Source organism: Compostimonas suwonensis (genome assembly GCF_002797855.1).
GTDB classification, from domain to species: Bacteria; Actinomycetota; Actinomycetes; order Actinomycetales; family Microbacteriaceae; genus Compostimonas; species Compostimonas suwonensis.
On sequence record NZ_PGFB01000001.1, the window covers coordinates 692225 to 716816 of the forward strand.

Consider the following 24592-nt stretch of genomic DNA (forward strand, 5'->3'; position numbering starts at 1 on the left):
GGCATCCGCGAGAGATGCGACACAGCACCTGGATGCAGGCGATGGCGCCGCACAGAGGCGGGTGACGAGACCGGAAGGAGTGTGACGCCATGCAGTCGATCTGGCTCCGGCACGAGCGACCGACCCGGGCGACTCCGTTCGCCGAGGGGCAGAGCTATGACGATGTGGTCGTCGGCGCGGGGATCACGGGCCTGTCGACGGCTCTCATGCTCGCGGAGCGCGGGCGGAAGGTCGCCGTGCTCGAGGCGCGCGCGGTCGCGGCGGCGACGACCGGCAACTCGACCGGCAAGCTGAGCCTCTTGCAGGGCACCCGTCTCTCGACGATCGCCCGCGATCATCCGCGGGGTCTCGTCTCCGCCTACGTCGACGCGAACCGCGACGGTCTCGAGTGGCTGACCGCGTTCTGCGAGCTCGACAGCGTGCCGATCCAGTTCAGGGATGCCGTGACCTACGCCGAGACGGCCGAGGGCGTGAGCGCGGTCGATGCCGAGTTCGAGGCCGCGTTCCAGGCCGGGCTGCCGGTGACGAGGCAGGATGACGCGGGGCTGCCGTTCCCCACCCGGGCCGCCGTCCGTCTCGCCGGCCAGGCCCAGATCGATCCCGCCGAGGTGGCCGACGCCCTCGCCGCGCGCTTCGTCGCGGAGGGCGGTGTGCTGCACGAGGGCGTTCGGGTCACGGGGGTGCACGCGGGGCACGGGGGCTCCGCGACCTCCGCGGGCTCCGCCTGCGTCGTGCGTACCTCGGAGGGCGAGCTGCATGCGGGCGACGTCGTGCTGGCGACGGGCACGCCGATCCTGGATCGCGGACTCTACTTCGCCAAGCTCACGGCGCACCGCTCGTACGCCCTCGCCTATCCCGTCGAGTCGCGGCTCTTCGACGACATGGGGCTCTCGACCGACGCGATGACGGTCTCGCTGCGGCAGCTCGAGGCCGAGGGCGAGGAGTTCGTCCTCGTCGGCGGCAACGGGCACGAGGTCGGGCGCTCGCAGCCGACCTCGGAGCGCATCGCCGAGCTCGACTCCTGGGCCCGCTCGCACCTCGCGGTCGGTGCGCCCGCCTTCGTCTGGTCGGCGCAGGACTACGAGTCGGCCAACCTCGTGCCCTTCGCGGGAAAGCTGCCGCGCGGTCGGGGCCACGTCTACCTGGCGACGGGTTTCGCCAAGTGGGGGCTGACGAACGGTGTCGCCGCCGCGCTGCGCATCTCGGCGGAGATCCTCGGCGACCCGCCGCGCGCCTGGGTGCGCACGATCGGAACACGCCTCACCCTGCCCTCGGATCTCGGCCGCGGCATCGGCGCCAACGCGGCCGTGGGGATGTGGGCGGCTCGCGGCTGGTGGCGGGCGATCACGGCGGGCGGGTCGCCGGAGCGCCCGCCGGAGGGCGAGGCGCGGGTCGTCACGCATGCCGGGCGCCCCACGGCGGTCTCGACGATCGGGGGCCGCTCCTGCGCCGTCGACGCGGTCTGCCCGCACCTCGGCGGGATCGTCGCCTGGAACGATGCCGAGTCGTCGTGGGACTGCCCGCTGCACGGCTCGCGGTTCGCGGCCGACGGCGAGCTGCTCGAGGGCCCGGCGACGCGCGGCCTCACCCGGCTGCGCTGAGCAAACTATAGGAAGCCGCTTCAGCCTTGATGTCTCTCGCGGTTAGCCCTCACTGAGCAAGTTGTCCATCCGTACGTCCATTTTGGACGCATCTATGGTATTTTTGAATCTCATTCTGGTCAGGTGGGCCATTCTGGTAAAGGAGTTCACATGGTGATCTATGCGTTCTGGAATAACAAAGGTGGCACGGGAAAAACGAGTCTGATTTTCCAAAGCCTCACTTTTTACGCTCATCAGCATCCCGATGAGCGCATTCTTGCGGTGGATGTTTGTCCTCAGGCGAATCTCTCTGAACTTCTATTCGGTGGGCTGACGAATAACGGCTCAGAAACTTTATTGATGCGTCAGGGTGAAATTCCCCGCCGTACGATTGGTGGATACTTCGAGAAGCGTCTCCCATCCCCGTTCACCATTCCGGCTTTTGACGCCCATGACTACATCTCTCACCCGGTCGATTACAACCCCGCGATCCCTGAAAATGTGGACTTGATCGCTGGAGATCCTTTGCTTGAGCTCCAGTCGAACGCCATCTCGACTTTGTCGAGCACTCAACTTCCGGGGACGAACGCCTGGCTTGCTGTGATCGATTGGCTTCGGGATCTGATTGCAACGGTCGGGGATGAATATGACACGATATTCATTGATTCGAATCCCTCGTTCTCTATTTACACTCAGATCGCTCTTTCATCGGCGGACCGTCTTGTCTTGCCGGTGATGGCGGATGATTCATCTCGTCGCGCCATTCAGAATGCTTTCTCATTGGTGTACGGGCTGAAGTTGCCTTCGGAGATCTATTCGCGGTATGCCTTCGCAACGCGACTCGCGGAGGTTGATCGCGAGCTGCCTAAGGTTCACATAATTGCGAAGAATCGCCTTACGCAGTACATGGGGGCGGCATCGGCCTACGCCGCGGTCCTTCGTTCGATTGACAACGATGTGACAGCCTTGCTTAAGAACAATCCGGAGATGTTCTCATTTGAGAAAACCGAGGACGGCGTTGTCGATATTCGAGATTTTCAAACTACCGGGGTTGTTGCGTTTGCGCGCGGCTACCCGCTGTTCGCCCAGCGTCCTGGCCGATTCGATGTGATGGGGAAGAGAGTGCGAGTTGACGGGGAGTATCTCGCAAACTCTGTGGAAGCGGTGCAGAACCTCGTTGACATGCTGTGATAGGTCAGTAGTGTCGCACTGACCTTTTGTTCCTGCCGCTCAGGCGAGCTGGGCGACGAGGCTCCGGCCGGGCGTGTAGTCGCCGCGCTGGGGGAGGATCCTGCGCAGGTAGGCCTGGTTGGCGGCGCTCACGCTGAGGCCGTCGCCGCCGTAGTGCTCGCAGCAGATGACGCCCTGGAAGCCCACGGAGACGGCGAGGGCCACGGCCTCGCGGTAGTTGACGAGGCCGGCCTCGAGGTAGGCCGGCACGGCGGTCACGGTTCCGGCCTCGCGCTGCTCGTCGCGCGAGTAGTTCTTGACGTGCCAGTAGTTGGCGTAGGGCAGGGTCGTGCTCGCGATGTCCCACCAGTCCTCGATGGGGCGGTGCAGGCGGATGAGGTTGCCGATGTCGGGGTTGAGCCCCACATTGGGCAGCCCGATGTCGGTCACGAGCCGCACGGCGGACTCCGAGCTGCCGAGGTAGGTGTCCTCGTAGAGCTCGAGCGAGAGCTGGAGGCCGAGCTCGGCGGCGTGCTGCCCCAGCTCGCGGAAGCGCGCGACGGCGAGCTGCCGGGTGCCCGCGTCATCCGGGTCGACGTGGCCCTGACCCGTCCAGAACCACAGGCGTTCGCGCTGCTCGGCGGTGAGCGGCTGGTGCAGGCTCGCGCACACGGTGCGAGCGCCGAGCGCGGCGGCGGCCTCGAGCATCCGGTGGGCGTGGTCGAGGTTCTGCGTGCCGTGCTCGGCGTCGATGACGCTGCGGCGCACGATGTTGGCCGTGGGGGTGCCGAGGCCGGCCGCGCGCGCGGCCGCCCCGAACTCCTCGAGGCGCGAGGGGGAGAGGTCGGCGATGCTCACCCAGCTGTCGGCGAGCTCGACGTCGTCGAAGCCCGCCGCGGCGACCTCCTCGAAGACGCGCAGCCAGGTCTCGGCGGGGGCGTCCTGCGCCCGCACCCCGTCGATGCGCGAGACGGCCGGATACTGCAGGAGGGCCGCGCAGATCGGCCACGTCGTCGCTGAGAGCGCCATCGCTGTACGTCCTTGTCTCGCTCTCGTGCGGAGCGGTCGTTCCCGGCCCGGGCGAGGGTGCCGACGAGCAGCCGCGGATGCCGCGACTCGCCGCCGCACGAGTGGTGCGGATACCGGGCCCCCGGGAGGGGTTGTCCGGTACCATAGTGTGATCGGCGGATAGCCAACTGTCAAGAGTTTATTGTCAACAATTTGCAAAGGACTGATGAATGGGGATTTCCGAGGTCAGCCGACCCCTGGTCATGCAGCCCGCCCTCTCGCAGAACGTCGTCGACATCCTGCGGGAGATGATCACCAACGGCACCCTGTCGGCCGGTGAGCACCTCAAAGAGGCCGAGATCGCACTCACCCTCGGCGTCAGCCGCGGCCCCGTGCGCGAGGCGCTCGCCCAGCTCGCCAACGAGGGGCACGTCGAGCTGCGCCGGCACCGCGGCGCCTTCGTCAGCCATCTCACCCGGCGCGACGTGCACGAGGTGTACAGCCTGCGGCTCGCGCTCGAGCGGCTCGCCGTCGAGCGCGCGGCCACCCACATGACCTCCGAGCAGCTCGCGCAGATGGATGCCGTGCTCGAGCTCATGAAGCACGTGCCCGACGACTACACCCCCGACCAGGCGGTCGAGCTCAGCCTCGCCTTCCACGACCTCGTCTACGAGGCGGCGGACCACCAGCGGCTCTCCCGTTCGTGGCAGTTCATCCGCAGCCACGTCGCGTTCTTCCTGCACACCCGCAACTCGGCGCACCACGACTTCCTCGACGTCGGCTATCGCGAGCACAAGCTCATCCGCGACGTGCTCGCGGCGGGGGATGCCGCGGGGGCGGTCGCCCTCATCGAGGAGCACATCCAGGGCCCGTACACGTACCTGCTCGCGGATCTGCCGGAGGACTCGAGCGAGTCGCGACGTATCGACTGACCCACCGACCGATCCGGGCGATCCGCCCGGATCGCTGATTTCCCGGGGTTCTTTGTCCTGTCGTGAAAATTGTCAACAATAAACTCTTGACAGTTATCTGATGGCGACACAAGAATGGGCGAGTCCGATCGACTCACCCAGGAGAACTCTTGAGCACATACACAATCGTCGCCCTTCCCGGTGACGGCATCGGCCCGGAAGTCACCGAGTCCGCCCTCGCCGTCACCCGTGCGGCGCTCGCGGCGCACGGCGGCGTCGATCTCGAGGTCGACGAGCACGAGGCGAGCGCGCAGCTCTGGCAGCGCACCGGAGTCGCCCTGCCCGACGAGACGCTCGAGGCCTCCCGGGAAGCGCACGCGATCCTCATGGGCGCGATCGGGCTCCCCGAGGCGCGGCACCCCGACGGGCGCGAGGTCAACGGCGACGTCATCCTGAAGCTGCGCTTCGAGCTCGACCTCTACGCGGGCATCCGCCCCATCCGCTCCTTCCCCGGGGTCGCGACGCCGCTCGCCTCGGGCGAGCCCATCGACTACGTCATCGTGCGCGAGAACATCGAAGGCCTCCTCGCCTCCAACGGCACCAACATCCGCGAGGAGGTCGCGAGCGACACCCTCATCGTCACCCGCACCGGCACCCGCAAGGTCTCCGAGATGGCGTACCGCCTCGCCGAGCGCCGGGCGGGCAAGCGCACCGTCGCCTGCGTCGACAAGTCCAACGCGATCGCCGCGTACGCCTTCTTCCGCCGGGTCTTCGACGAGGTCGCCGCAGGCCACCCCGAGGTGCGCCCCGACTACGTCTACGTCGACGCCATGACCGCCTACCAGGTGCTCAACCCCCAGCGCTTCGACGTCGTCGTCACCGAGAACCTCTTCGGCGACATCATCTCCGACCTCGGGGCCGCCACCGTCGGTGGGCTCGGGCTCGCGGCATCCGGAGACGTCGGAGACGACCACGGCATGTTCCAGCCCAGTCACGGCTCGGCCCCCGACATCGCCGGCCGCGGCACGGCCAACCCGATCGCCACGATCCTCTCGGCCGGCATGATGATGGACTGGCTCGGCCGGCAGCACGACGACGACGCAGCCGTCGAGATCGGGCGCAATATCGACCAGGCCGTCGTGAAAGTGCTCGCCGACGGCTCCGTGCGCACCCCCGACCTCGGCGGCAGCGCGTCATCGGCCGAGGTCACCGCGGCCGTGATCGCCGCCCTGGACTGACGCCCGCCCCGACGGAGAAACGGAAACCCCGATGACAACGCAGTCACCGAGCAGCACGAACCGCGTAGACCACGTCGGCGTCGTCGTGCGCGACGCCGACGTGACCATCGACTGGTACACGAGGTCGTTCGGCATGGTCGTCGTGCACGACCAGCTCATCCACGGCGACGACCAGAACGTGCGCCTCGTCTTCCTGGCCCCCTCAGCGGATGCCGCACCCGACGCCACGGCCCTGCAACTGGTCTCGCCCATCGCCGACGGGCCCATCGCCCGCCACCTCGCCGAGCACGGCGAAGGCCTCCACCACGTGTGCTTCGCGGTCGACGACATCGACGCGACCCTCGTGGCGATCGGCGACGGCGAGACCCGCCCGTTCGTCGGCGGGCGCGGCCGGCGCTGCGCCTTCCCGATCGGGGTGCCCGACCGGGTGCGGCTCGAGCTCGTCGAGGACGACCCCGCATGACACAGGCCACTATCCCACAACACCGCATTGCGAGAATGGAAGAACACATGCCCACTGGACCACGAGGTCCTCTCTCCGAGGTCAAGGCCCTGACGTTCGACGTCTTCGGAACCGTCGTCGACTTCCGGAGCAGTATCATCGCCGAGGGCCACCGCCTCGCCGAGAAGCACGGCTTCGAGGTCGACTGGCCCGCCTTTGCGGACGCCTGGCGCGCCGAGTACCGGCCCGCCATGGACAGGGTCATGGCCGACGAGTCGAGGTGGCTCAACGTCGACTCGATCTACCGTGAGGCGCTCGACATGCTGCTCGAGAAGTTCGACATCCGCGGTCTCACCGAGGAGGAGAAGGTCGAGCTCAACCTCATCTGGCACCGTCTGGAGCCGTGGGGCGACTCGGTGCAGGGCCTCGAGCGACTGCGCAAACGATACATCCTCGCGACCCTCTCCAACGGCAACGTGCGTCTGCTCGTCGACCTCGCCCGCCACGCGAAACTGCCGTGGGACGTCATCCTGAGCTCGGAGATCGCGCGCGCCTACAAACCCGATCCCCGCACCTACCAGTCGGCCGTCGACTACCTCTCGCTGCAGCCGCACGAGATCATGATGGTCGCCGCCCACCAGTACGACCTGCGCGCGGCTCAGAGCCTCGGCTTCCGCGCCGCCTTCGTCATGCGCCCGCTCGAGCACGGACCCGCCGTGAGCGTCGACCTGACGATCGACGACTCCTTCGACGTCGTCGCCAACGACATGGTCGACCTCGCCCGCCAGCTGGGTCTCTGAGAGCCGGCCGGATGAGAACCAGTCTTCGAACCCCCATCGCACAGCACAACAACGTGGCCCAATCCAAAGGAGGAGCTAGCCCATGTCCCTTGTCCCCATCCTGAAATCGCGGAAACTCCGCGCGACGCTCGCGATCGGGGTGGCCGCGGCATCCGTGGTCGCTCTGAGCGCCTGCCAGGCGAACGCTGGCGCCGATGCCGACGCGTTCCCCTCGGAGCCGTTCACCATCACCGTGCCCTCCGGCCCCGGCGGCGGTCTCGACCAGCTGGGCCGCTCGGTGCAGCTCGCCCTCACCCAGTCCGGGCTCGTGAAAGACAACATCCAGGTCTTCAACAACCCGGGCGCGGGCAGCATGCTCGGCCTCAACCAGTTCGTGCGCGAGGAGGAGGGCGACCCCTACCAGCTGCTCGCCGTGAGCGCCGTGCTCCTCGGAGCCGAGAAGACCTCCGACATCGACGTCACGCTCGAAGGCGACACGACGCCGATCGCCGAGCTCGCCTCCGAATACCTCACGATCGCGGTGCCCAAGGACTCGCCGTACAAGACGATCAGCGACCTCGTCGACGCCCTCAAGAAGGACCCGAGCGGCGTCAACATCGTCGGAAGCGTCGCCGGCAGCCTCGAGCAGGTGCTCATCGGGCTGCTCGCGCAGTCGGAGGACATCGACCCGACCGAGATCACCTACGTTCCCTACGAGAACGCGAGCGAGCAGGTCACGGCACTGCTCTCCGGAGACGCGGATGTCTCGGTCATGGGCATCTCGGAGATCCTCTCCCAGCTGCAGGACGGCTCCGTCGTGCCGCTCGTCGTCTCGAGCCCCGAGCGCATCGAGGGCATCGACGCCCCGACCTTCGGCGAGGCTGGCCTCAGCGAAGACCTCGCGATGGCCAACTGGCGCGGCATCGTCGCCCCGCCCGGCATCACGGACGAGCAGCGCGACCAGGTCGTCGACCTCATCTCGCAGATGCGCGAGACCGACGAGTGGCAGGAGATCCTCACGGCCAAGTCGTGGGCCGACACCTTCAAGGGCGGCACGGAGTTCGGCGACTACATGAACGCCGAGTCGAAGCGGATCGGCGACGCCCTGAAGGGGCTGGGCTTGATCGATGGCTGATTCCGAATCCGCGGAGTCCCCCGCCGTCGTCGAAAGACGGCGGCGGGGGAGCCGCCGGGAGCTCGTGATCGTCGCGATCTTCCTGCTCGTGATCTCGGTGGGCATCGGCATCACGTCGATCCAGCTCGCGGCGCGGCGGGAGTTCCAGCCCGACAGCTCGGGCACCTTCCCCCTCATCGTGGGCGGCGGGCTCCTCCTGTTCAGCATCCTGTTCCTCTTCGAGACGCTCAAGCCCCGTGACGACGGCTACCTCGAGGCCCACATGGCGTCGGAGAAGTCCTCCACGCGCATGCGGGTCGTGGTCTGGGTCGTCCTCGTGCTCCTCGGCTACGCCGCGATCGTCGCCCTCGTCGGCTACACGATCGCCACCGCCGCGCTCTTCATCGTGGTCTCGCGACTGCTCAACGAGAAGCGCTGGTGGCTCAACATCACGGTCGGCGTGCTGCTCGCCGCCGCCATCTACTTCGGCTTCACGCTCCTGTTGGGCGTCAAGCTCCCCGCCGGATTCCTGGGGGTGATCTGATCATGGATGACGCGTTCCTCAACCTGATGAACGGCTTCCTCACCATCCTGCAGCCGCAGTACCTGCTCTACGGGGCGGTCGGCGTGCTCATCGGCACCTTCGTGGGTGTGCTGCCCGGTGTGGGCCCGCCCCTCACGATCGCGCTGCTGCTGCCGCTGACCTACAGCTTCGAGCCCACGGCCGCCTTCCTCGTCTTCGGAGGGATCTACTTCGGCGCGCTCTACGGAGGGTCGATCACCTCGATCCTCATGAACACGCCGGGGGAGTCATCCGCGGTCGTCACGGCGATCGAAGGCCATGCCATGGCGAAGTCGGGCAGAGCGGGCGTCGCCCTCTCGATCTCGATCATCGGCGCCGTGATCGCGGGGACCATCGCGACCCTCGGGCTGACGTTCCTGAGCCCCGTGATCGCCGGCATCGCGAGCTCGCTGCGGGCGACGGACTACTTCGCCCTCATGCTGTTCTCGTTCGCGAGCGTCACGGCGCTCGTGGGCAAGTCGATCGTCCGCGGCATGCTGAGCCTCTTCATCGGGCTCTGGGCCGGTCTCATCGGCATCGACTTCGTCAGCGGCGACGCGCGGTTCACCTTCGGCATCCCGCAGCTGAGCGACGGCATCAACGAGGTGCTCGTGGTCATCGGCCTCTTCGCCGTGGGCGAGGCGCTCTACGGCAGTGCGCGGGCGATGGCCGGCGGCCAGACGCTCGTTCCCCTGAACGGCCGCTTCTGGCCGAACAGGAGCGAGGTCAAGCGGGTCTGGAAGCCGTGGCTGCGCGGCTCGGGGCTGGGCTTCGTGTTCGGGGCGCTCCCGACCGGCGGCGCCGAGATCCCGACGTTCCTCAGCTACGGCCTGGAGCGGCGGCTCTCGAAGCACAAGAACGAGTTCGGAAAGGGCGCGCCGGAGGGCATGGCCGGACCGGAGGCCGCGGCATCCGCCTCGTTCTCGGGTGTCATGGTGCCGCTGCTCACGCTCGGCATCCCGACCTCGGCGACCGCGGCGATCCTGCTGTCGGCGTTCCAGATCTACAACATCCAGCCCGGGCCCCGGCTGTTCGAGTCGAGCGGGACGATCGTGTGGCCGCTCATCGCGAGCTTCTACATCGGCAACATCCTGCTCTTCGTGATCAACCTGCCGCTCATCCGGCTCTGGGTGAAGATCCTGAAGATCCCGACGCCGTTCCTGTACGCGGGCATCCTGGTCTTCGCGACCCTGGGCGTCTACAGCATCAGCAACAGCTTCGTCGACCTGATCGTCGTGTACATCATCGGCATCGTGGGCCTGCTGATGCGCCGGTACGACTTCCCGATCGCCCCGGCGATCCTGGGCGTCATCCTGGGGCCGCTCATGGAGACCCAGTTCCGGCGGGCGCTCGAGCTCGGCGAGGGCAGCTTCCTCGTCTTCGTCGACCGGCCGTTCAGCGCGATCGTGATCGCGCTCGCGATCGCCGTGATCCTGCTGCCGATCCTCAGCCGGCGGTTCAGCCGTGCGAAGGACGTGGTGGAGGAGAACGACGTGGCGGCTCTGATGGAGGCGACGGCGACCAAGGAGCTCGACGGGGGCGCGGATGCCGCGGGGCAGGAGCCCGGCGCGGGCACCCCGGTCGCGCCCGGCGCCGAGGAGGCCGAACCCTCCGCGCCGCCGACGCGCAGCCGCATCCCGTTCCTGCACAGGAACAAGCGGCGCGACGAGTAGGCGCCTCCCGTACCACGGCCCCGGCCCCCGATCCTCCTCCAGGACCGGGGGCCGGGGCCGTGTGCTTTCGGCGGCCTGTGCAGGGGCTGCCCGGCGCCATGCTCGGCCGCCTGCCCGGCGGCCCGTAAGGATTGCGTTAGGAGTTTTCACAAAATTGTGAAATCAACGTAACGTCGCCTCCACGGACACCATCATCGAGGCCCGTGGCCTCGACAGGCGATTCGGCCGAGTGCGTGCGCTCGACGGTCTCGACCTCACCGTCGCGGCGGCTGCCGGACGACCCGTGGAGCCGGGTCGTCACGAGCTCGAGCCCCGTCTACGTGATGCTCGCGGTGCTCGCGGAGTCGGCGCTGCCGGCGATCGACGACCCGGAGTCGCCCGCAGCGGCCCGTGTCACCGAGATGGCGCGGTTCTACCGATTTCTCGAGGTGCGCCTGCCCGAGCTCATGGCGGAGTGGGAGACGATCCGCACGGCGGAGTGAGCCTCGGCTCGGCGGGCCGCGATCGGTCGGCTCGGACCGCGGGGCCGCTCGACCCGCTCAGACCGCGGGGCCGCTCGACTCGCTCAGACCGTCGCGCCGACGAGCCGTCGCAGCTTGACGAAGGCCGTTCCCCAGCCCTCGATCATGCCGTCGAAGGTCGGGGCCGCCTCCGTGAGCACCCGGTTCACGACCGTCATCACGGTCTTGCCCTGGAGCTCCTCGAGGGTCACGGAGAGGGTCGACGGAAATCCGCTGTCGGGGTGGGCCTCGAGCTCGAAGTGGCGCGGCGGCTCGACGACGACGAAGACGCTGTGACTCGGGAACTCGGCCCCGTCGTCATCCCGCACCATGGTCGCCTTCCAGGAGCCGCCCACCTGAGGCTCGACCTCGACAGTGTTCCTGGGTGTGTGCAGACCCTTGGGCCCCCACCACCGGGCGAGGTGGTCGGGATCGGTCCAGGCCTGGAAGACGAGCTCGGCGGGTGCATCGATCACGCGGATCATCACGAGGGAGCCGTCCTCGATGACGTCGGAGTCTGCGGGCAGGGAGTTGATGGTCATCGTTCGTCCTCGTCTGTGTCGGTTGTGCGTGTCGGTGTGGTCGTGCGTGTCGTGTCGGCCGTGCGGTCGCCGTGCGTGTCGTCGAGCGGATGCCCCGACTCCTCCTGCACGCGCCGCAGGTGTTCCGCCAGCCGGTCGAAGCTCGAGCCGAGGAACCGCCGGTAGGTCTCCAGATAGGCGTTGACCTCGGCGAGGGGCGCGGGCTCGAGGCGGCTCGTGCGCCATTGCGCGCTGCGGCCCCGCGAGATGAGCCCGGAGGTCTCGAGCACCTTGAGGTGCCTGGAGATCGCGGGCAGCGAGATCTCGAAGGGCTCGGCGAGCTCGGTGACCGTCGCCTCGCCGTCCGCCAGCCGCGCCAGGATCGCGCGTCGCGTCGGGTCGGCGAGGGCCGAGAAGGTGAGGCTCAGCGTGTCGGTCGCCATTGTTTTACCTCTCAGTTAATTAACGTTCTGGTTAAATAATAGCTCGATCGACCTCGATGTCAATCCCCGTATGCCTCCACCGCCCCAGAGCAGTGCCCTCTGGCCGTGGCCGAGAGCGCAGGTTTCGGGGTGACGCACGGAGTCCATCGCTCGGATACGCCATACCTGGCTCGAATCTGCACTCTCAGGCGTCACTGGGCATCTCGTACGGCCGCTCACCCCGTCGTTCGCCGGTGAACGGGGTCCGCGGTGTCAGTCATCGTGCGAAGCGCACGGGCCGGCTGCTTTGTCCGGTCGCCGGCCGCGACGGCCCGGTTACGTCACCGTGTGCAGGTTCATAGTGCTCGTCGCGACGCCGGTCGAGAAGAGCTGGTCGAGCGAGACGTTCTGCTCGTACAGCCAGCTGTAGAGCACTGACCACCACGCATCAGGGGCCAGGGCGGCTCAGACCCGTCCGCGACGTGCGCGCTCGGCGAAGCCGTCGAGCGCCGAGATGATCTCTGAGGCCTGCCAGAGGCGATAGCGTCGGCCGCCGCCCGTCTGGGTGAGGACGCCGGCCTCGACGAGGCGATCGATCGCGGAACCCGCGGTCACCGTGCTCACTCCCAGTCGCTCCGCGACGATGGCGGTGCTGACGACGGGCTGCGCGAGCAGTAGATCGAGCAGGCGATGCACGGACGAATCGGTGCGTGCCCGTATCCCGCTCGCCCAGCGAGCCCGTGTGGCAGTGATGTCATCGGCGAGCCGGCGACCATTGCTCACAGCAGCGAATGCCGCGTTCGTCATCGCGTGCACGATCGCGTCGACATCGCCGTCTCGATAGTCGGTTAGTGCCTCGAAGTACGCTTCTGGCTCGTGCAGAAGACCTGCCGACACGGGTACGGTCAGGTTGCGGGTCAGACCGCCGCGACGAAGCATGGAATGGATCAGCGCGCGTCCCGTGCGGCCATTGCCATCCGGGAACGGGTGGATCGTCTCGAACTGGGCATGCGCGATGGCAGCTTGTGCCAGCACCGGCACGTCCGTGCGATCTATGAAACCGAACAGATCGTCCATGAGTTCGGGCACTCGGTCGTGGTGAGGGGGTACGAACTGCGCGGTGTGCGGCGAGATTGCGCCACCGCCGATCCACACCTGCTCCTGTCGCCACTGTCCGACCATGCTCGGCGCCGACGCGGCCAGTAGTGCGTCGTGCATGCCGATCACGGCGGATTCGTCGAGCTGCATACTGAGGCGCAGCGCAGCATCCATCGCCCGCACATTCGCCACCACCAGCACCGCGTTCTCGGAGCGGGCCGCGCCGATGCTCGCGAGCGCGATCTGCTTCGACCCCGCGGTCAGGTTTTCGATCTCGGAGCTGGACGCCGACTCGGTGCGCAGCAGGATCGACGCAAACGGTGCGACCAGGATGCCCGCCTCGGCGTCGAAGCGCGCCAGCTCGGCGCTCGCCTCGTCGGATGCGGCCAGCACTTCCGGTTCGAGCACGACGTCGGTCTGCCCGATCAAGGGTGGGACTGCAGCCTGGTACTCATTGGTCAGTCGTCGCAACTGACGACGGGATGTGATCTCGTCACCGCTGCGTTGCCAAGGTCGTGTCTCGTATCCGATGGCGGGCCAATACTGCATATCCATGTGCATGGTTCATTCTAAGCAAAGGATCATGGAATATCCTTTACTTAGAGTCATCACCATCATGAGTGCCACCAGATGTGAGGGCTCAACGCTTCGCGCGGGGTGGGGAACGTCTCGGTCTTTATCGGCTCCGTCTCCCTATTTTACTTCTCGGTTAATTAATGTTCTGGTTAAATAATACACACGTCGCTCATCCTGTCACGTGAAAGTTGCCGCCGGGGCTATGGCGACATGCTGAAGGGGTACTACTGTTCAATCACTGTGCGCAGCGCGGTTCGAACCAGCGACAAAGGAGTTGCAATGGCCACCTTCGAGCTCTACCGAGACAAAGCGGGCGAATACCGGTTCCGCCTCACGGCCGCCAACGGCCAGACGATCGCCGTCTCCGAGGGCTATGCCTCGAAGTCGGGCGCCGAGAACGGCATCGAATCGGTGCGCACCAACGCTCCCATCGCCACCGTCGACGATCAGACCTGAGCCGGCCGCCCTCGCGAGTCGCGCCAAACCGTTCTTCCGGCGCGTCTATAGGACGATGTGGCGCGACTCGCGAACGCGCGTGGTCAGGGGCGTGCCGCGCGGAGACGGTCGAGCGAGACCTCCCAGAGGCGCTCCGCCTTCTGCGGGTCGAGGGCGTAGGGGGCCACTCCGCGGCGGATGCCCGGGGTGAGGGGCTCGGCCTCCTGGCAGTCCTCGAAATAGCGGCCGCTCACGCCCTCGACGAGCGGTGACGCGGCCAGCAGAATGGATGTCGCGGCACCCTGCTCGACCGTCTTCTCCGAGGTGCCCGTTCCGCCCGCGGGGTCGAACGACGCGGGCGGGACATCCATATGCCGGCTCAGCCCGGTGCCCCAGATCCGGCCGGGGTTGAGGGCGTTGACCGTGATGCCGTCGGCGGCCCATCGTTCGGCCGCCGCGACCGCGAACAGGATGTTCGCCGTCTTCGACTGGCTGTAGGCCGCCCACGGGTCGTAGGGGTGCCGGAGGAAGTCGATGTCGTCGAACAGCACCTCGCCGTTGATGTGCCCGACCGAGCTGACGACGACCACGCGTGCATGCCCCGCGCGGGCGAGTGCCTCGTGCAGACCGGTGATGAGGGCGAAGTGTCCGAGGTGGTTGGTGGCGAACTGCAGCTCCCACCCTTCCGCGGTTCGCAGCTCCGGGGTGGCCATGATGCCGGCGTTGGCGATCAGGATGTCGAGCGCTCCCGTCCAGCCGGCGACGAAGGCGGCGACCGACCCCTGGTCGGCCAGGTCGAGCGCGGCGACCAGCACCTTCTCGCTGCCGGTGCTCGCGCTGATCTCGGAGGCGACCCGCCGTCCCGCAGCGGTGTCGCGAACGGCCAGGGTGACCTCCGCCCCGGCGCTCGCCAGGGCCCGGGCCGTCTCGACGCCGATTCCGGATGCCGCTCCCGTCACGATCGCGCGTCTGCCTGCGAGCTCCACCCCGGCGATCACCTCCGCGGCGGTGGACTGCGCTCCGAACGGTGTCGTGATCCTGGTGCTCATGGTCTCTCCCTCTGTGTGCGCGGAGCGCTATGCTCATATGTGGAGCCGCATCCGCTTATTTGTCGACCATAAGCGGAGCCTGCTCCGTTTGCAAGGAGAGGAGCCGATCATGACGCCCACGGATGCCCGGGGACTGCGCGCGGACGCGCAGATCAACCGCGACAGACTGCTCGACGCGGCCGCCCAGGCGTTCGCCCGCGACGGCGCCGACACCTCGCTCAAGGCGATCGCGCAGCAGGCCGGGGTCGGCATCGGCACCCTCTACCGACGTTTCCCGACGCGCGAAGACCTCATCGAGGCGAGCTACCGCAACGAGACCACCAGGCTGTGCGAGAGCGCAGCACGGCTGCTCGAGACCGCGACGCCCGTCGACGCCTTGCGTGCCTGGATGGACAGCTTCGTCGACTACATGCTCACCAAGCACGGGATGTCGGATGCCCTGCCCAGCATCCTCGCATCCCGTGAGGGGCTCCGCGCCGCCAGCCGCACGATGCTCCGCGACGCGATCGCCACACTGCTGGACGCGGGAGTCGCGACAGCCGCCCTCCGCGACGACGTCGCCGCCGACGACGTGATGATGGCGCTCGGCGGCGTCACCCTCATCGCCGGCGCCGAGCATCAGCGCGAGCTCGCCGCCAGGCTCCTCGACCTGCTGATGGCCGGCCTCGTCCGTCGCTAAGCGGCGAGGCTCCGGGCTCCGGCTGCGAGTCGCGCCACATCGTTCCTCCGACGCGCGTGACCGACGATTCGGCGCGACTCGCGACCGCAAAAATGAAAAAGCCCCAAGACGGCGAGATCTTGGGGCGATTCCGTGGCTCCGACCGGCATCGATCCGGTGACCTTTCGATTTTCAGTCGAACGCTCTACCAACTGAGCTACAGAGCCATCAGACATCCGTGATTCGAAGCTGGGCGTCGAGAGACGGCGTCTATAAGACAGTATGGCCCACCCTTTCGGATGGGCCGAACGTGTCTTGCGACCCTGACGGGACTTGAACCCGCGACCTCCGCCGTGACAGGGCGGCACGCTAACCAACTGCGCTACAGGGCCTCGATGTGAAGCTATTCAATTGTATGTGTTTTGTATGTGTCTAGTGACCCCAACGGGATTCGAACCCGTGCTGCCGCCGTGAAAGGGCGGTGTCCTAGGCCACTAAACGATGGGGCCGTCACGTTGCAAGCCGCATGACTTCCGACGCACAAGCATACGGTCAGTGATCAGTTTAACCAAACCGAGCGGGGATGGGCGGCGGGGGATCCCGCGACGAGCCAGAAATCAACCGGGCTTTGCTCGTCTGCGGGGTTAGCCTCGCCTCAGCACTCGCGAGAACCGACCCCGCTGGTCAGTCCACGTAGCCCCCCAACGTGCGGGTGCTGGGCAATTCGCCATGCGGTGGTTACTGTTAACGGTGTTAACACTGTTACTGGAGTGAACGGAAGTGACGCGTTTCAGGGAGCGCGAAGCGGCCGTTCGGGCACCTCGGTGCCCGTCAGCGGCAGTGAACGAGCTGGGGAGCCATGGATCGCACAGGAACAATCAGGGTGAGACTCCGCAGACTCGCACGCCTGAACCGCACCGGGTCGACCCGGCCGCTCAGGCCGCGCCGCCGGCTGTTCCCGGTCGCGATGGTCGCCGTCCTCGGCATCGCGCTGACGGGCGCCATCGCGCAGCCGTCGTTCGCGGCCGACTACCCCAGCTGGGATGACGTGCAGGCGGCGAAGAACAACCAGGCCGCCGGCGAGGCCGCCGTCGCCAACATCAAGAACCTCATCGGCCAGCTGCAGACGCAGGTCGAGCAGACCCAGGCCGAGGCCGAGAAGCGCGGTCTCGAGCTGCAGGTGGCCGAGCAGAAGCTCTTCGACGCCGAAGACCGCGCCACCACGATCCAGGAGCAGGCCGACACGAGCCAGGCCCAGGCGGATGCCGCGACCCAGCAGGCCGGCCGCCTCGCCGCCCAGCTCTACCGCGCGGGCGGCGGCGACCTGAGCGTCAACATCTTCCTCGACGGGGAGCGACCCGGCGGCCAGGCCGACGAGCTGCTCGCGAAGCTCGGCAGCATGAGCAAGCTCGTCGAGCGCAGCAGCAGCATCTACGACGCGGCGCAGATCGCCCAGAACACAGCCGCGTCGATGAGCGCCCAGGCCGAGGTCGCCCGCGGTGAGCGCGAGCAGCTGCGTGTCGCCGCTCAAGACGCGATGGATGCCGCGAACGCCGCCGCCGAGGCCGCCGCCGCCGCTCTCGCCGAGCAGCAGGCCCAGCAGATCACGCTCGAGGAGCAGCTCAAGGCGCTCCAGGACACGACCGCGAAGACGGTCGCCGAGTGGCAGAAGGGCGAGGAGGAGCGGCGCCAGCGCGAGCTGGAGGCCGCACGGCTCGCCGCGGCATCCGGTGGTGGTGGCGGGGGCAGCGGCCCCGGCCCCGGGCTTCCCGGCGGCTACATCAGCGACTCGGGCTGGGCCGTGCCGGGCGCAGGACGCATCACCGACGGCTTCGGCGGTCGCGGCGTCATCTGCACGGGCGGCGGCTGCAGCAGCAGCAACCACCGCGGCACCGACATCGGAACGGGCTGCAGCGCCCCCATCTACGCGGCGCACTCGGGCACGGTCATCTCGGCCGGCCCCTACGGCACCTACGGCAACTGGATCCTCATCGACCACGGCGGCGTGCAGACCGGTTACGCGCACATCCGTCCGGGCGGCATCTTCGTGAGCGTTGGCCAGCAGGTCGAAGTCGGGCAGAATATCGCCAGTAGCGGCACGACGGGCGCGTCGACGGGCTGCCATCTGCATTTCGAGGTTCGCATCAACGGAACACCCGTGAACGCAGTGCCGTTCATGGCAGAGAGAGGCGCGGGACTTGGCTAACAGGAAGCGTACGACCGGTCGGATCACTCCGACCCAGGTGTTCGGCGCGGTCGCTGTCGGGGCTGTCACGGCGAGCATCGGGATCGTGGGTCCCGCGTTCGCCGACGAGGACTACCCCTCGTGGAACGACGTGCAGAACGCCAAGAAGAACGAGGCCACCAAACAGGCCGAGATCGAGAACATCACGAACCTGATCGGCGGGCTGCAGGCCGCGTCCGACGAGGCGGCCAAGCAGTCGGCGATCGCCGCGGAGGCGTACCGCACGACGAAGGACGCCCTCGACGCCGCGACCGAGCGCGAGACATCCCTGCGAAGCCAGGCGGATGCCGCCGCGGCCAAGGCCAAGACGTCGAAGATGCGTGCCGGGCTCCTCGCCGCCCACCTCGCCCGTTCCGGCGGCAAGGACATGTCGCTGAACCTGTTCGTGAACGGCGAGCAGGCCGACGACCTGCTCTACCAGCTGGGCACGATGAGCAAGCTCAGCGCCCAGTCGGAGACCATCTACACGCAGGCGATGGCCGACCGCAACGAGGCCCAGTCGCTCACCGACCAGGCCGGCGTCGCGAAGACGGAGCGCGAGAAGCTCGAGGTCGAGGCGCAGGCGAAGTTCGACGCGGCGAACGCCGCGGCGCAGTCGGCGAACGCCCAGCTGTCGGCGCAGGAGGCGAAGTCGTCCGAGCTCATCGCGCAGCTCGCCGAGCTCAAGGACAGCACGGCGGAGACGGAGCGCGAGTACCTTGCCGGTGTGGAGGCCCGACGGCCCGTCATCGTGCCCGACCCGCCCGCAAGCGGCGGCGACGGCAACACGGGCGGCAGCTCCGGCGGAGGCAACGGCGGCAATTCCGGTGGCAACGGGGGCGGCAACTCCGGCGGAGGCGGGGGTGGTGGCGGCAACGGCGGCGGCAACTCCGATCCCGGCCCCGGCCCCGGCCCGGTGGCCCCGCCGAACACGAGCGCGGTGGAGACGGCGATCTGGTTCGCCGAGCAGCAGCTCGGCGAGACGTACGGGCTCGGCGGCTCGGGCCCCGACATCTGGGACTGCTCGGGCCTGACCCGTGAGGCCTACGCCGCGGCCGGAATCTCGATCGGCACCCACTCGGCGACGAACCAGTACCGCACGATGCAGGCCCAGGGCAAGCTCGTGCCGTTCTCGCAGCGGCAGCGCGGCGACCTCATCTTCTGGGGCGGTGGCGGCGACTACTACCACGTCGCGATCTACGTCGGTGGCGACCGGATCATCGAGGCGGCCGATTACGGCAAGCCCGTGCGCAACTACTTCATCTGGGGCATGGGCGACGTGGCGTCGTACGTGGGGCGTCCCTCGGCGTAGGCCGCGGCATCCGCTCGTTCGACTCGGGCGACGGGACCCAGACGACGGGTCGGACGCGAAAAAAGGGCGAGCCGCGAGGCCCGCCCTTTTTCGTGCCGCCGCGTTCTAGTGGTCGCCCTCTTCGGCGAGCTTCACGATGCCGGCCTGCACGATCGCCTCCGCCTCTGCGGCGTCGCCCCAGCCCTCGGTCTTGACCCACTTGCCGGGCTCGAGGTCTTTGTAGTGCTCGAAGAAGTGCTCGATCTCCTTGCGGGTGTACTCCGGGATGTCGGCGATGTCCTGGATGTGCGCCCAGCGCGGGTCTTTCGCCGGAACCGCGATGACCTTGGCGTCGGAGCCGCCGTCGTCGGTCATGTTGAAGACCGCGACGGGCCGCACCGAGACGCCCACGCCCGGGAACAGCGGGTAGTCGAGCAGCACGAGCACGTCGACGGGGTCGCCGTCGAGGCCGAGCGTGTTCTCGAAGAAGCCGTAGTCGGTGGGGTAGACGAAGGTCGTGAAGAGCACGCGGTCGAGGAACACCCGGCCGGTCTTGTGGTCGACCTCGTACTTGTTGCGGCTCCCCTTGGGGATCTCGATGACGGCGTCGTATGCGGCCATGGGGTGTTCTCCTCTGCGCTTCTGGTGCTTCTGCGTGCTCGGTGGGCTGCGCGTTCGGCGACTCGCGTGACGGAGCCTGCGCGGCTCGAATAACGTTACTGGATGCATCCTGATCGCCGCCCTCGCCTGACGCCCGCGATCGCCGACGTGCGCCGGGCCGTGCGCGACGCCCTCGCATCCGCTCGCCTCGGCGCCCACCTCGCTGCTCATCTCCCCGCGCACTCGTCTCTCCCTCCTCACCCGTCTCTCCCTCCTCATCCGTCCCCCCTTCCTCACTCATCCCTTCCTCCTCAAAACGACGGAGATTCTGCCGATTCCGGGCGTTTTCTGCCAGAAACCGCCGCTGAGGGCGAAAAGTCCGTCGTTTTGGGCGGGAGCGGGAGCGGGGGCAGGGGCGGGAGCGGTGGGGAAGAAGAAGAGGGGGGGCTCGTGCTCGTGGCGCTCAGCGGCGGCCCCGACTCGCTCGCGCTCGCGGCGGCGACGGCCTTCGAGGCGCCGCGGGCCGGCATCCGCGCGGGCGCCGTGGTCGTCGACCACGGTCTGCAGGCCGGGTCGGCGGATGTCGCGGCGCACGCCGCTCGTCAGGCCCGCGCGCTGGGGCTCGACCCCGTGCTCGTGCGCACGGTCGCGGTGGGCACCGGTCCGGGCGCCGGCGGCCCGGAGGGCGCGGCCCGAGCCGCCCGCTACCGGGCTTTCGACGAGGCCCGAGCCGAGACGGGCGCGAGTCACGTGCTCGTGGCGCACACGCTCGACGATCAGGCCGAGACGGTGCTGCTCGGCCTCGCCCGGGGGTCCGGCCCCGCGAGCCTGCGAGGTATGGCGCCGGCGACCGGGCCGTACCTGCGCCCGCTGCTCGGCATCCGCCGGCAGACGACGCACGCCTTCTGCGCCGACTCCGGGCTGGAGCCCTGGCACGACCCGCAGAACGACGACCCGGCCTTCACCCGCGTGCGTGTGCGCCGGACGGTGCTGCCGATGCTCGAGCGCGAGCTCGGCGGGGGCGTCGCCGAGGCGCTCGCCCGCACGGCCGAGCAGCTCCGCGAGGACTCCGACGCGCTCGACGACATGATCCTCGAGTTCGTCGAGGAGATCTGCGAGCCCGCGGAGGCCGGCATCGCCGTTTCGGTGGCGGCGCTCGAGGCGAACCCGCCTGCGCTGCGGCAGCGCATCATCCGCTATGTGGTCGAGAGCGAGTTCGGGGTGTCGATCGACCGGGGCCACACGATGCAGGTGGCCCGGCTCGTGACCGACTGGCACGGCCAGAAAGCGCTCGATCTTCCAGGGGTTAGAGTGTTGAGGGTCGGCGGCCTGATCGTTTTCTCGGCCGCCGAGTAGCGGGCCGCCCGGCCTGCGAACCCCAGAGCGAAGGGCCCGCTGCACCCATGGATTCGAGCGATCTTCCCGGCGATCTTGCGAAAATGCTCGTGAGCGAGGAGCAGATCCGCGCTCGCCTCGCCGAGATGGCCCGCCAGATCGAGGCGGACTACGAGGGCAAGGACCTGCTGCTCGTCGGAGTGCTCAAGGGCGCCGTCATGGTGATGGCCGATCTGGCCCGCGAGCTGAAGCGGCACATCGACATGGACTGGATGGCTGTCAGCTCGTACGGCACGAGCACGCAGTCCTCGGGCGTCGTGCGCATCCTCAAAGACCTCGACACCGAGATCGCGGGCCGCAACGTGCTCATCGTCGAGGACATCATCGACTCCGGGCTGACGCTCTCGTGGCTGCTCGAGAACTTCGCATCCCGCGGCCCGGCGTCGGTCGAGGTGTGCGCGCTGCTGCGCAAGCCGGATGCCGCGAAGGTTCACATCGACGTCAAGTACGCGGGCTTCGAGATCCCCAACGACTTCGTGGTCGGCTACGGCCTCGACTACGCGGAGAAGTACCGCAATCTGCGCGGCGTCGGGGTGCTCGCGCCGCACGTCTACGAGTAGCCCCCTTTTTCTCTCGTTCTTCTCAAAACGACGGACATTTTGTTCCTGAGGGGGCGAAAGGCCGATTTTCGGGCAGAATTCGGCGAAATCTCCGTCGTTTTGAGTGGAGAAAAGGGGTTCATTACGCCCACGGCAAACACGCAGGCCCCGCCCAGTGCCGCCGCGGTAACCTTGCAAGACCATGAACGTCAAGAAGATCTTCCGCGGCCCCATTCTCTACATCGTGCTCGCGGTCATCGCCGTGTGGATCGGGTCGAGCCTGATCACGATGTCCGGCTTCCGGGAGGTCAGCACCCAGAAGGGGCTCGAGCTGCTCGGCGACGGCAACGTCGACACCGTGAAGATCGTCGACGGTGAGCAGCGCGTCGACATCACCCTCACCCAGCCCGACGACGAGTTCGGTAAGCAGGTGCAGTTCTACTATGTGGCACCGCGCGGCGCCGAGGTCGTCGACGCCGTCAACGACTCGAACCCGAAGACCGACTTCACCGACGAGGTGCCGCAGCCGAACTGGTTCCTCTCGGCGCTCGGCTTCCTGCTCCCGATCCTGCTGATCGGCGTGTTCTTCTGGATCATGCTCTCCGGCATGCAGGGCGGCGGCAACAAGGTCATGCAGTTCGGCAAGTCGAAGGCGAAACTCGTCTCGAAGGAGACACCGAAGGTCACCTTCGACGACGTCGCCGGCTCCGACGAGGCCATCGAGGAGCTCGAGGAGATCAAGGACTTCCTCAAAGAGCCCGCGAAGTTCCAGGCCGTCGGCGCCCGCATCCCCAAGGGCGTCCTGCTCTACGGCCCTCCCGGAACCGGCAAGACGCTCCTCGCGCGCGCCGTCGCCGGCGAGGCCGGCGTGCCGTTCTACTCGATCTCGGGCTCCGACTTCGTCGAGATGTTCGTGGGCGTCGGCGCGAGCCGCGTGCGCGACCTCTTCCAGCAGGCGAAGGAGAACTCGCCCGCCATCATCTTCATCGACGAGATCGACGCCGTCGGTCGCCACCGCGGCGCCGGCATGGGCGGCGGCCACGACGAGCGCGAGCAGACCCTCAACCAGCTGCTCGTCGAGATGGACGGCTTCGACGTCAAGACGAACGTCATCCTGATCGCAGCGACGAACCGCCCCGACATCCTCGACCCCGCCCTCCTGCGCCCGGGCCGCTTCGACCGTCAGATCGGCGTCGACGCCCCCGACCTCCAGGGCCGCAAGAAGATCCTCGAGGTGCACGGCAAGGGCAAGCCGCTCGCGAAGGGCGTCGACCTCGAGGTGCTCGCGCGCAAGACGCCCGGCTTCACGGGCGCCGACCTCGCCAACGTGCTCAACGAGGCCGCGCTGCTCACCGCGCGCTCGAACGCCCAGCTCATCGACAACCGCGCCCTCGACGAGGCCGTCGACCGCGTGATGGCCGGCCCGCAGAAGCGCACCCGCGTCATGAAAGACAAGGAACGCCTCATCACGGCGTACCACGAGGGCGGACACGCCCTCGCCGCTGCGGCGATGCGCAACACCGACCCCGTGACCAAGGTCACGATCCTCCCCCGCGGCCGCGCGCTCGGCTACACCATGGTGCTGCCGCTCGAAGACAAGTACTCGATCACCCGCAACGAGCTGCTCGACCAGCTGAGCTACGCCATGGGCGGCCGTGTCGCCGAGGAGGTCGTCTTCCACGACCCGACCACGGGCGCGTCGAACGACATCGAGAAGGCGACGTCCATCGCCCGCAAGATGGTCACCGAGTACGGCATGAGCGCGAACGTCGGCGCCGTGAAGCTCGGGCAGTCGTCGGGCGAGATGTTCCTCGGCCGCGACATGGGCCACCAGCGCGACTACTCCGAGCAGATCGCCGAGCGCGTCGACGCCGAGGTGCGGCTGCTCATCGAGCAGGCGCACGACGAGGCGTGGCAGGTCATCAACGACAACCGCGACATCCTCGACCGCCTGGCGACCGAGCTGCTCGAGAAGGAGACGCTCGACCACGACCAGCTGGCCGAGATCTTCAAAGACGTCAAGAAGCTTCCCGAGCGCCCGCAGTGGCTGTCCAGCTCCTCGCGGCCCATCTCCGACCTTCCCCCCGTCGTCGTGCCCTCCCGGGCGCCGATCGACCAGGGTGCCGTCGACGGTGGCGTCGAGTCCGAGCCGCCGGTCGTGAAGCCCACCCGCAGCCGCCAGACCAAGCCCCGCCCCGCGACCGCGTAGGTTCGATCGTGTCCGGTGTCGACAGGGCGCGTGTCGAAGCTGCCGTGACCGAGCTCCTCCTCGCCATCGGGGAGGATCCGGCGCGCCCGGGGCTCGAGTCGACCCCGCGCCGGGTCGCCGAGTCGTACGCCGAGTTCTTCGGCGGTCTCGGCGAAGATCCGCTCGAGCACCTGCGCGACGCGGTGCCCCTCGGCGACCACGTCGGCGAGCTCGTGCTCGTGCGCGACATCTCGTTCCGCTCGATGTGCGAGCATCACCTGCTGCCCTTCGTGGGCACAGCCCACATCGCCTACCTGCCGAGCACCCGGATCGTCGGCCTCGGCCGGCTGCCCAAGGTCGTCGACACCCTCGCCACCCGGCCCCAGCTGCAGGAGCGGCTGACCGAGCAGATCGCCGACACCCTCGTGGCGGGGCTCGAGCCGCTCGGCGTGCTCGTCATCCTCGAGGCCGTGCACGGCTGCGTCACGACTCGCGGCCCGCGGCAGATCAACAGCTCGACGGTCACGATCGCGAGCCGCGGCGCCCTCAGCGAGCCAGCCGCGCGTGCCGAGCTCATCGCGCTCGCCACGAGGGGCACCGAGTGACGGCACGCACGCTC

General features: G+C 68.0%; 24 protein-coding genes and 3 tRNA genes. 18 read left to right on the forward strand and 9 right to left on the reverse strand.

Annotated elements, in window-relative coordinates:
* Nucleotides 1-89: 89 nt before the first annotated feature.
* Both CLV54_RS03005 and CLV54_RS03010 read left to right on the forward strand, forming a co-directional pair.
* Nucleotides 90-1601 (forward strand): FAD-dependent oxidoreductase, encoded by a 1512-nt coding sequence (locus CLV54_RS03005; RefSeq protein WP_100343446.1) that lies wholly within the window; start codon nt 90-92, stop codon nt 1599-1601.
* Nucleotides 1602-1751: 150 nt separating this feature from the next.
* Nucleotides 1752-2771: a ParA family protein gene (locus CLV54_RS03010; protein WP_100343447.1), complete on the forward strand. Its 1020-nt coding sequence runs from the start codon at nt 1752-1754 to the stop codon at nt 2769-2771.
* A 39-nt stretch (nt 2772-2810) separates the two neighbouring features.
* On the opposite strand, the gene CLV54_RS03015 is transcribed toward CLV54_RS03010, so the two are convergent.
* Complete coding sequence (locus CLV54_RS03015) at nt 2811-3779, reverse strand: sugar phosphate isomerase/epimerase family protein (protein WP_100343448.1); 969 nt, start codon at nt 3777-3779, stop codon at nt 2811-2813.
* A 209-nt stretch (nt 3780-3988) separates the two neighbouring features.
* Between CLV54_RS03015 and CLV54_RS03020 the strand changes: the two genes are divergently transcribed.
* The 8 genes from CLV54_RS03020 (at nt 3989) to CLV54_RS03055 (ending at nt 10959) form a co-directional block, all read left to right on the forward strand.
* Nucleotides 3989-4690, forward strand: a complete 702-nt coding sequence (locus tag CLV54_RS03020; RefSeq protein WP_245861262.1) for a GntR family transcriptional regulator — start codon at nt 3989-3991, stop codon at nt 4688-4690.
* Nucleotides 4691-4839: 149 nt separating this feature from the next.
* Nucleotides 4840-5907 (forward strand): isocitrate/isopropylmalate dehydrogenase family protein, encoded by a 1068-nt coding sequence (locus CLV54_RS03025; RefSeq protein WP_100343450.1) that lies wholly within the window; start codon nt 4840-4842, stop codon nt 5905-5907.
* A 31-nt stretch (nt 5908-5938) separates the two neighbouring features.
* On the forward strand, nt 5939-6370 hold the full coding sequence (locus tag CLV54_RS03030; RefSeq protein WP_100343451.1) for a VOC family protein: 432 nt from the start codon (nt 5939-5941) through the stop codon (nt 6368-6370).
* Between the two features lie 47 nt (nt 6371-6417).
* Complete coding sequence (locus tag CLV54_RS03035) at nt 6418-7149, forward strand: haloacid dehalogenase type II (RefSeq protein ID WP_100343452.1); 732 nt, start codon at nt 6418-6420, stop codon at nt 7147-7149.
* Nucleotides 7150-7231: 82 nt separating this feature from the next.
* Nucleotides 7232-8263, forward strand: coding sequence for a Bug family tripartite tricarboxylate transporter substrate binding protein (locus CLV54_RS03040; protein WP_100343453.1), 1032 nt, complete (start codon nt 7232-7234; stop codon nt 8261-8263).
* Nucleotides 8256-8786, forward strand: a complete 531-nt coding sequence (locus CLV54_RS03045; RefSeq protein ID WP_100343454.1) for a tripartite tricarboxylate transporter TctB family protein — start codon at nt 8256-8258, stop codon at nt 8784-8786. Before CLV54_RS03040 ends, CLV54_RS03045 begins: the two co-directional genes overlap by 8 nt.
* A gap of 2 nt (nt 8787-8788) precedes the next feature.
* A complete protein-coding gene (locus tag CLV54_RS03050; protein WP_100343455.1) occupies nt 8789-10477 on the forward strand; it encodes a tripartite tricarboxylate transporter permease in 1689 nt (562 codons plus the stop codon).
* A 203-nt stretch (nt 10478-10680) separates the two neighbouring features.
* Nucleotides 10681-10959 carry a hypothetical protein gene (locus CLV54_RS03055; RefSeq protein WP_100343456.1) on the forward strand — a complete coding sequence of 93 codons (279 nt, stop codon included), beginning with the start codon at nt 10681-10683 and terminating at the stop codon, nt 10957-10959.
* 83 nt (nt 10960-11042) lie between these two features.
* On the opposite strand, the gene CLV54_RS03060 is transcribed toward CLV54_RS03055, so the two are convergent.
* The 3 genes from CLV54_RS03060 to CLV54_RS03070 form a co-directional block, all read right to left on the reverse strand.
* Nucleotides 11043-11519: an SRPBCC family protein gene (locus tag CLV54_RS03060; protein ID WP_100343457.1), complete on the reverse strand. Its 477-nt coding sequence runs from the start codon at nt 11517-11519 to the stop codon at nt 11043-11045.
* On the reverse strand, nt 11516-11941 hold the full coding sequence (locus CLV54_RS03065; RefSeq protein WP_100343458.1) for an ArsR/SmtB family transcription factor: 426 nt from the start codon (nt 11939-11941) through the stop codon (nt 11516-11518). Before CLV54_RS03065 ends, CLV54_RS03060 begins: the two co-directional genes overlap by 4 nt.
* 444 nt (nt 11942-12385) lie before the next feature.
* Nucleotides 12386-13573, reverse strand: a complete 1188-nt coding sequence (locus CLV54_RS03070) for a Fic family protein (protein ID WP_245861265.1) — start codon at nt 13571-13573, stop codon at nt 12386-12388.
* Between the two features lie 300 nt (nt 13574-13873).
* On the opposite strand from CLV54_RS03070, the gene CLV54_RS03075 reads away from it, so the two are divergent.
* Nucleotides 13874-14050 carry a YegP family protein gene (locus tag CLV54_RS03075; RefSeq protein ID WP_100343460.1) on the forward strand — a complete coding sequence of 59 codons (177 nt, stop codon included), beginning with the start codon at nt 13874-13876 and terminating at the stop codon, nt 14048-14050.
* Nucleotides 14051-14133: 83 nt separating this feature from the next.
* Here the strand turns inward: CLV54_RS03075 and CLV54_RS03080 are convergent, their stop codons facing one another.
* Complete coding sequence (locus CLV54_RS03080; protein WP_100343461.1) at nt 14134-15078, reverse strand: SDR family NAD(P)-dependent oxidoreductase; 945 nt, start codon at nt 15076-15078, stop codon at nt 14134-14136.
* A gap of 109 nt (nt 15079-15187) precedes the next feature.
* Between CLV54_RS03080 and CLV54_RS03085 the strand changes: the two genes are divergently transcribed.
* Nucleotides 15188-15757 (forward strand): TetR/AcrR family transcriptional regulator, encoded by a 570-nt coding sequence (locus tag CLV54_RS03085; RefSeq protein WP_100343462.1) that lies wholly within the window; start codon nt 15188-15190, stop codon nt 15755-15757.
* A gap of 133 nt (nt 15758-15890) precedes the next feature.
* Here the strand turns inward: CLV54_RS03085 and CLV54_RS03090 are convergent.
* From CLV54_RS03090 to CLV54_RS03100, 3 genes are all read right to left on the reverse strand, one after another.
* Nucleotides 15891-15963 (reverse strand) — tRNA-Phe (locus tag CLV54_RS03090).
* A gap of 91 nt (nt 15964-16054) precedes the next feature.
* A tRNA-Asp gene (locus tag CLV54_RS03095) sits at nt 16055-16128 on the reverse strand.
* Between the two features lie 44 nt (nt 16129-16172).
* A tRNA-Glu gene (locus CLV54_RS03100) sits at nt 16173-16245 on the reverse strand.
* A 374-nt stretch (nt 16246-16619) separates the two neighbouring features.
* Between CLV54_RS03100 and CLV54_RS03105 the strand changes: the two genes are divergently transcribed.
* Nucleotides 16620-17942 carry a M23 family metallopeptidase gene (locus CLV54_RS03105; RefSeq protein ID WP_245861267.1) on the forward strand — a complete coding sequence of 441 codons (1323 nt, stop codon included), beginning with the start codon at nt 16620-16622 and terminating at the stop codon, nt 17940-17942.
* Nucleotides 17935-19272: a C40 family peptidase gene (locus CLV54_RS03110; RefSeq protein ID WP_245861269.1), complete on the forward strand. Its 1338-nt coding sequence runs from the start codon at nt 17935-17937 to the stop codon at nt 19270-19272. The genes CLV54_RS03105 and CLV54_RS03110 overlap by 8 nt, the downstream gene beginning before the upstream one ends.
* A gap of 105 nt (nt 19273-19377) precedes the next feature.
* On the opposite strand, the gene CLV54_RS03115 is transcribed toward CLV54_RS03110, so the two are convergent.
* Nucleotides 19378-19872, reverse strand: a complete 495-nt coding sequence (locus CLV54_RS03115) for an inorganic diphosphatase (protein WP_100343464.1) — start codon at nt 19870-19872, stop codon at nt 19378-19380.
* A 366-nt stretch (nt 19873-20238) separates the two neighbouring features.
* Here CLV54_RS03115 and tilS point away from each other — a divergent pair, with 366 nt between their 5' ends.
* The 4 genes from tilS (at nt 20239) to folE (ending at nt 24578) form a co-directional block, all read left to right on the forward strand.
* A complete protein-coding gene (gene tilS, locus CLV54_RS03120; RefSeq protein WP_245861271.1) occupies nt 20239-21207 on the forward strand; it encodes a tRNA lysidine(34) synthetase TilS in 969 nt (322 codons plus the stop codon).
* A 47-nt stretch (nt 21208-21254) separates the two neighbouring features.
* Nucleotides 21255-21806: a hypoxanthine phosphoribosyltransferase gene (gene hpt, locus CLV54_RS03125; RefSeq protein ID WP_100343466.1), complete on the forward strand. Its 552-nt coding sequence runs from the start codon at nt 21255-21257 to the stop codon at nt 21804-21806.
* Between the two features lie 181 nt (nt 21807-21987).
* Nucleotides 21988-23994, forward strand: a complete 2007-nt coding sequence (ftsH, locus tag CLV54_RS03130) for an ATP-dependent zinc metalloprotease FtsH (RefSeq protein WP_100343467.1) — start codon at nt 21988-21990, stop codon at nt 23992-23994.
* 8 nt (nt 23995-24002) lie between these two features.
* Nucleotides 24003-24578 carry a GTP cyclohydrolase I FolE gene (gene folE / locus CLV54_RS03135; protein WP_100343468.1) on the forward strand — a complete coding sequence of 192 codons (576 nt, stop codon included), beginning with the start codon at nt 24003-24005 and terminating at the stop codon, nt 24576-24578.
* Nucleotides 24579-24592 lie beyond the last annotated feature (14 nt).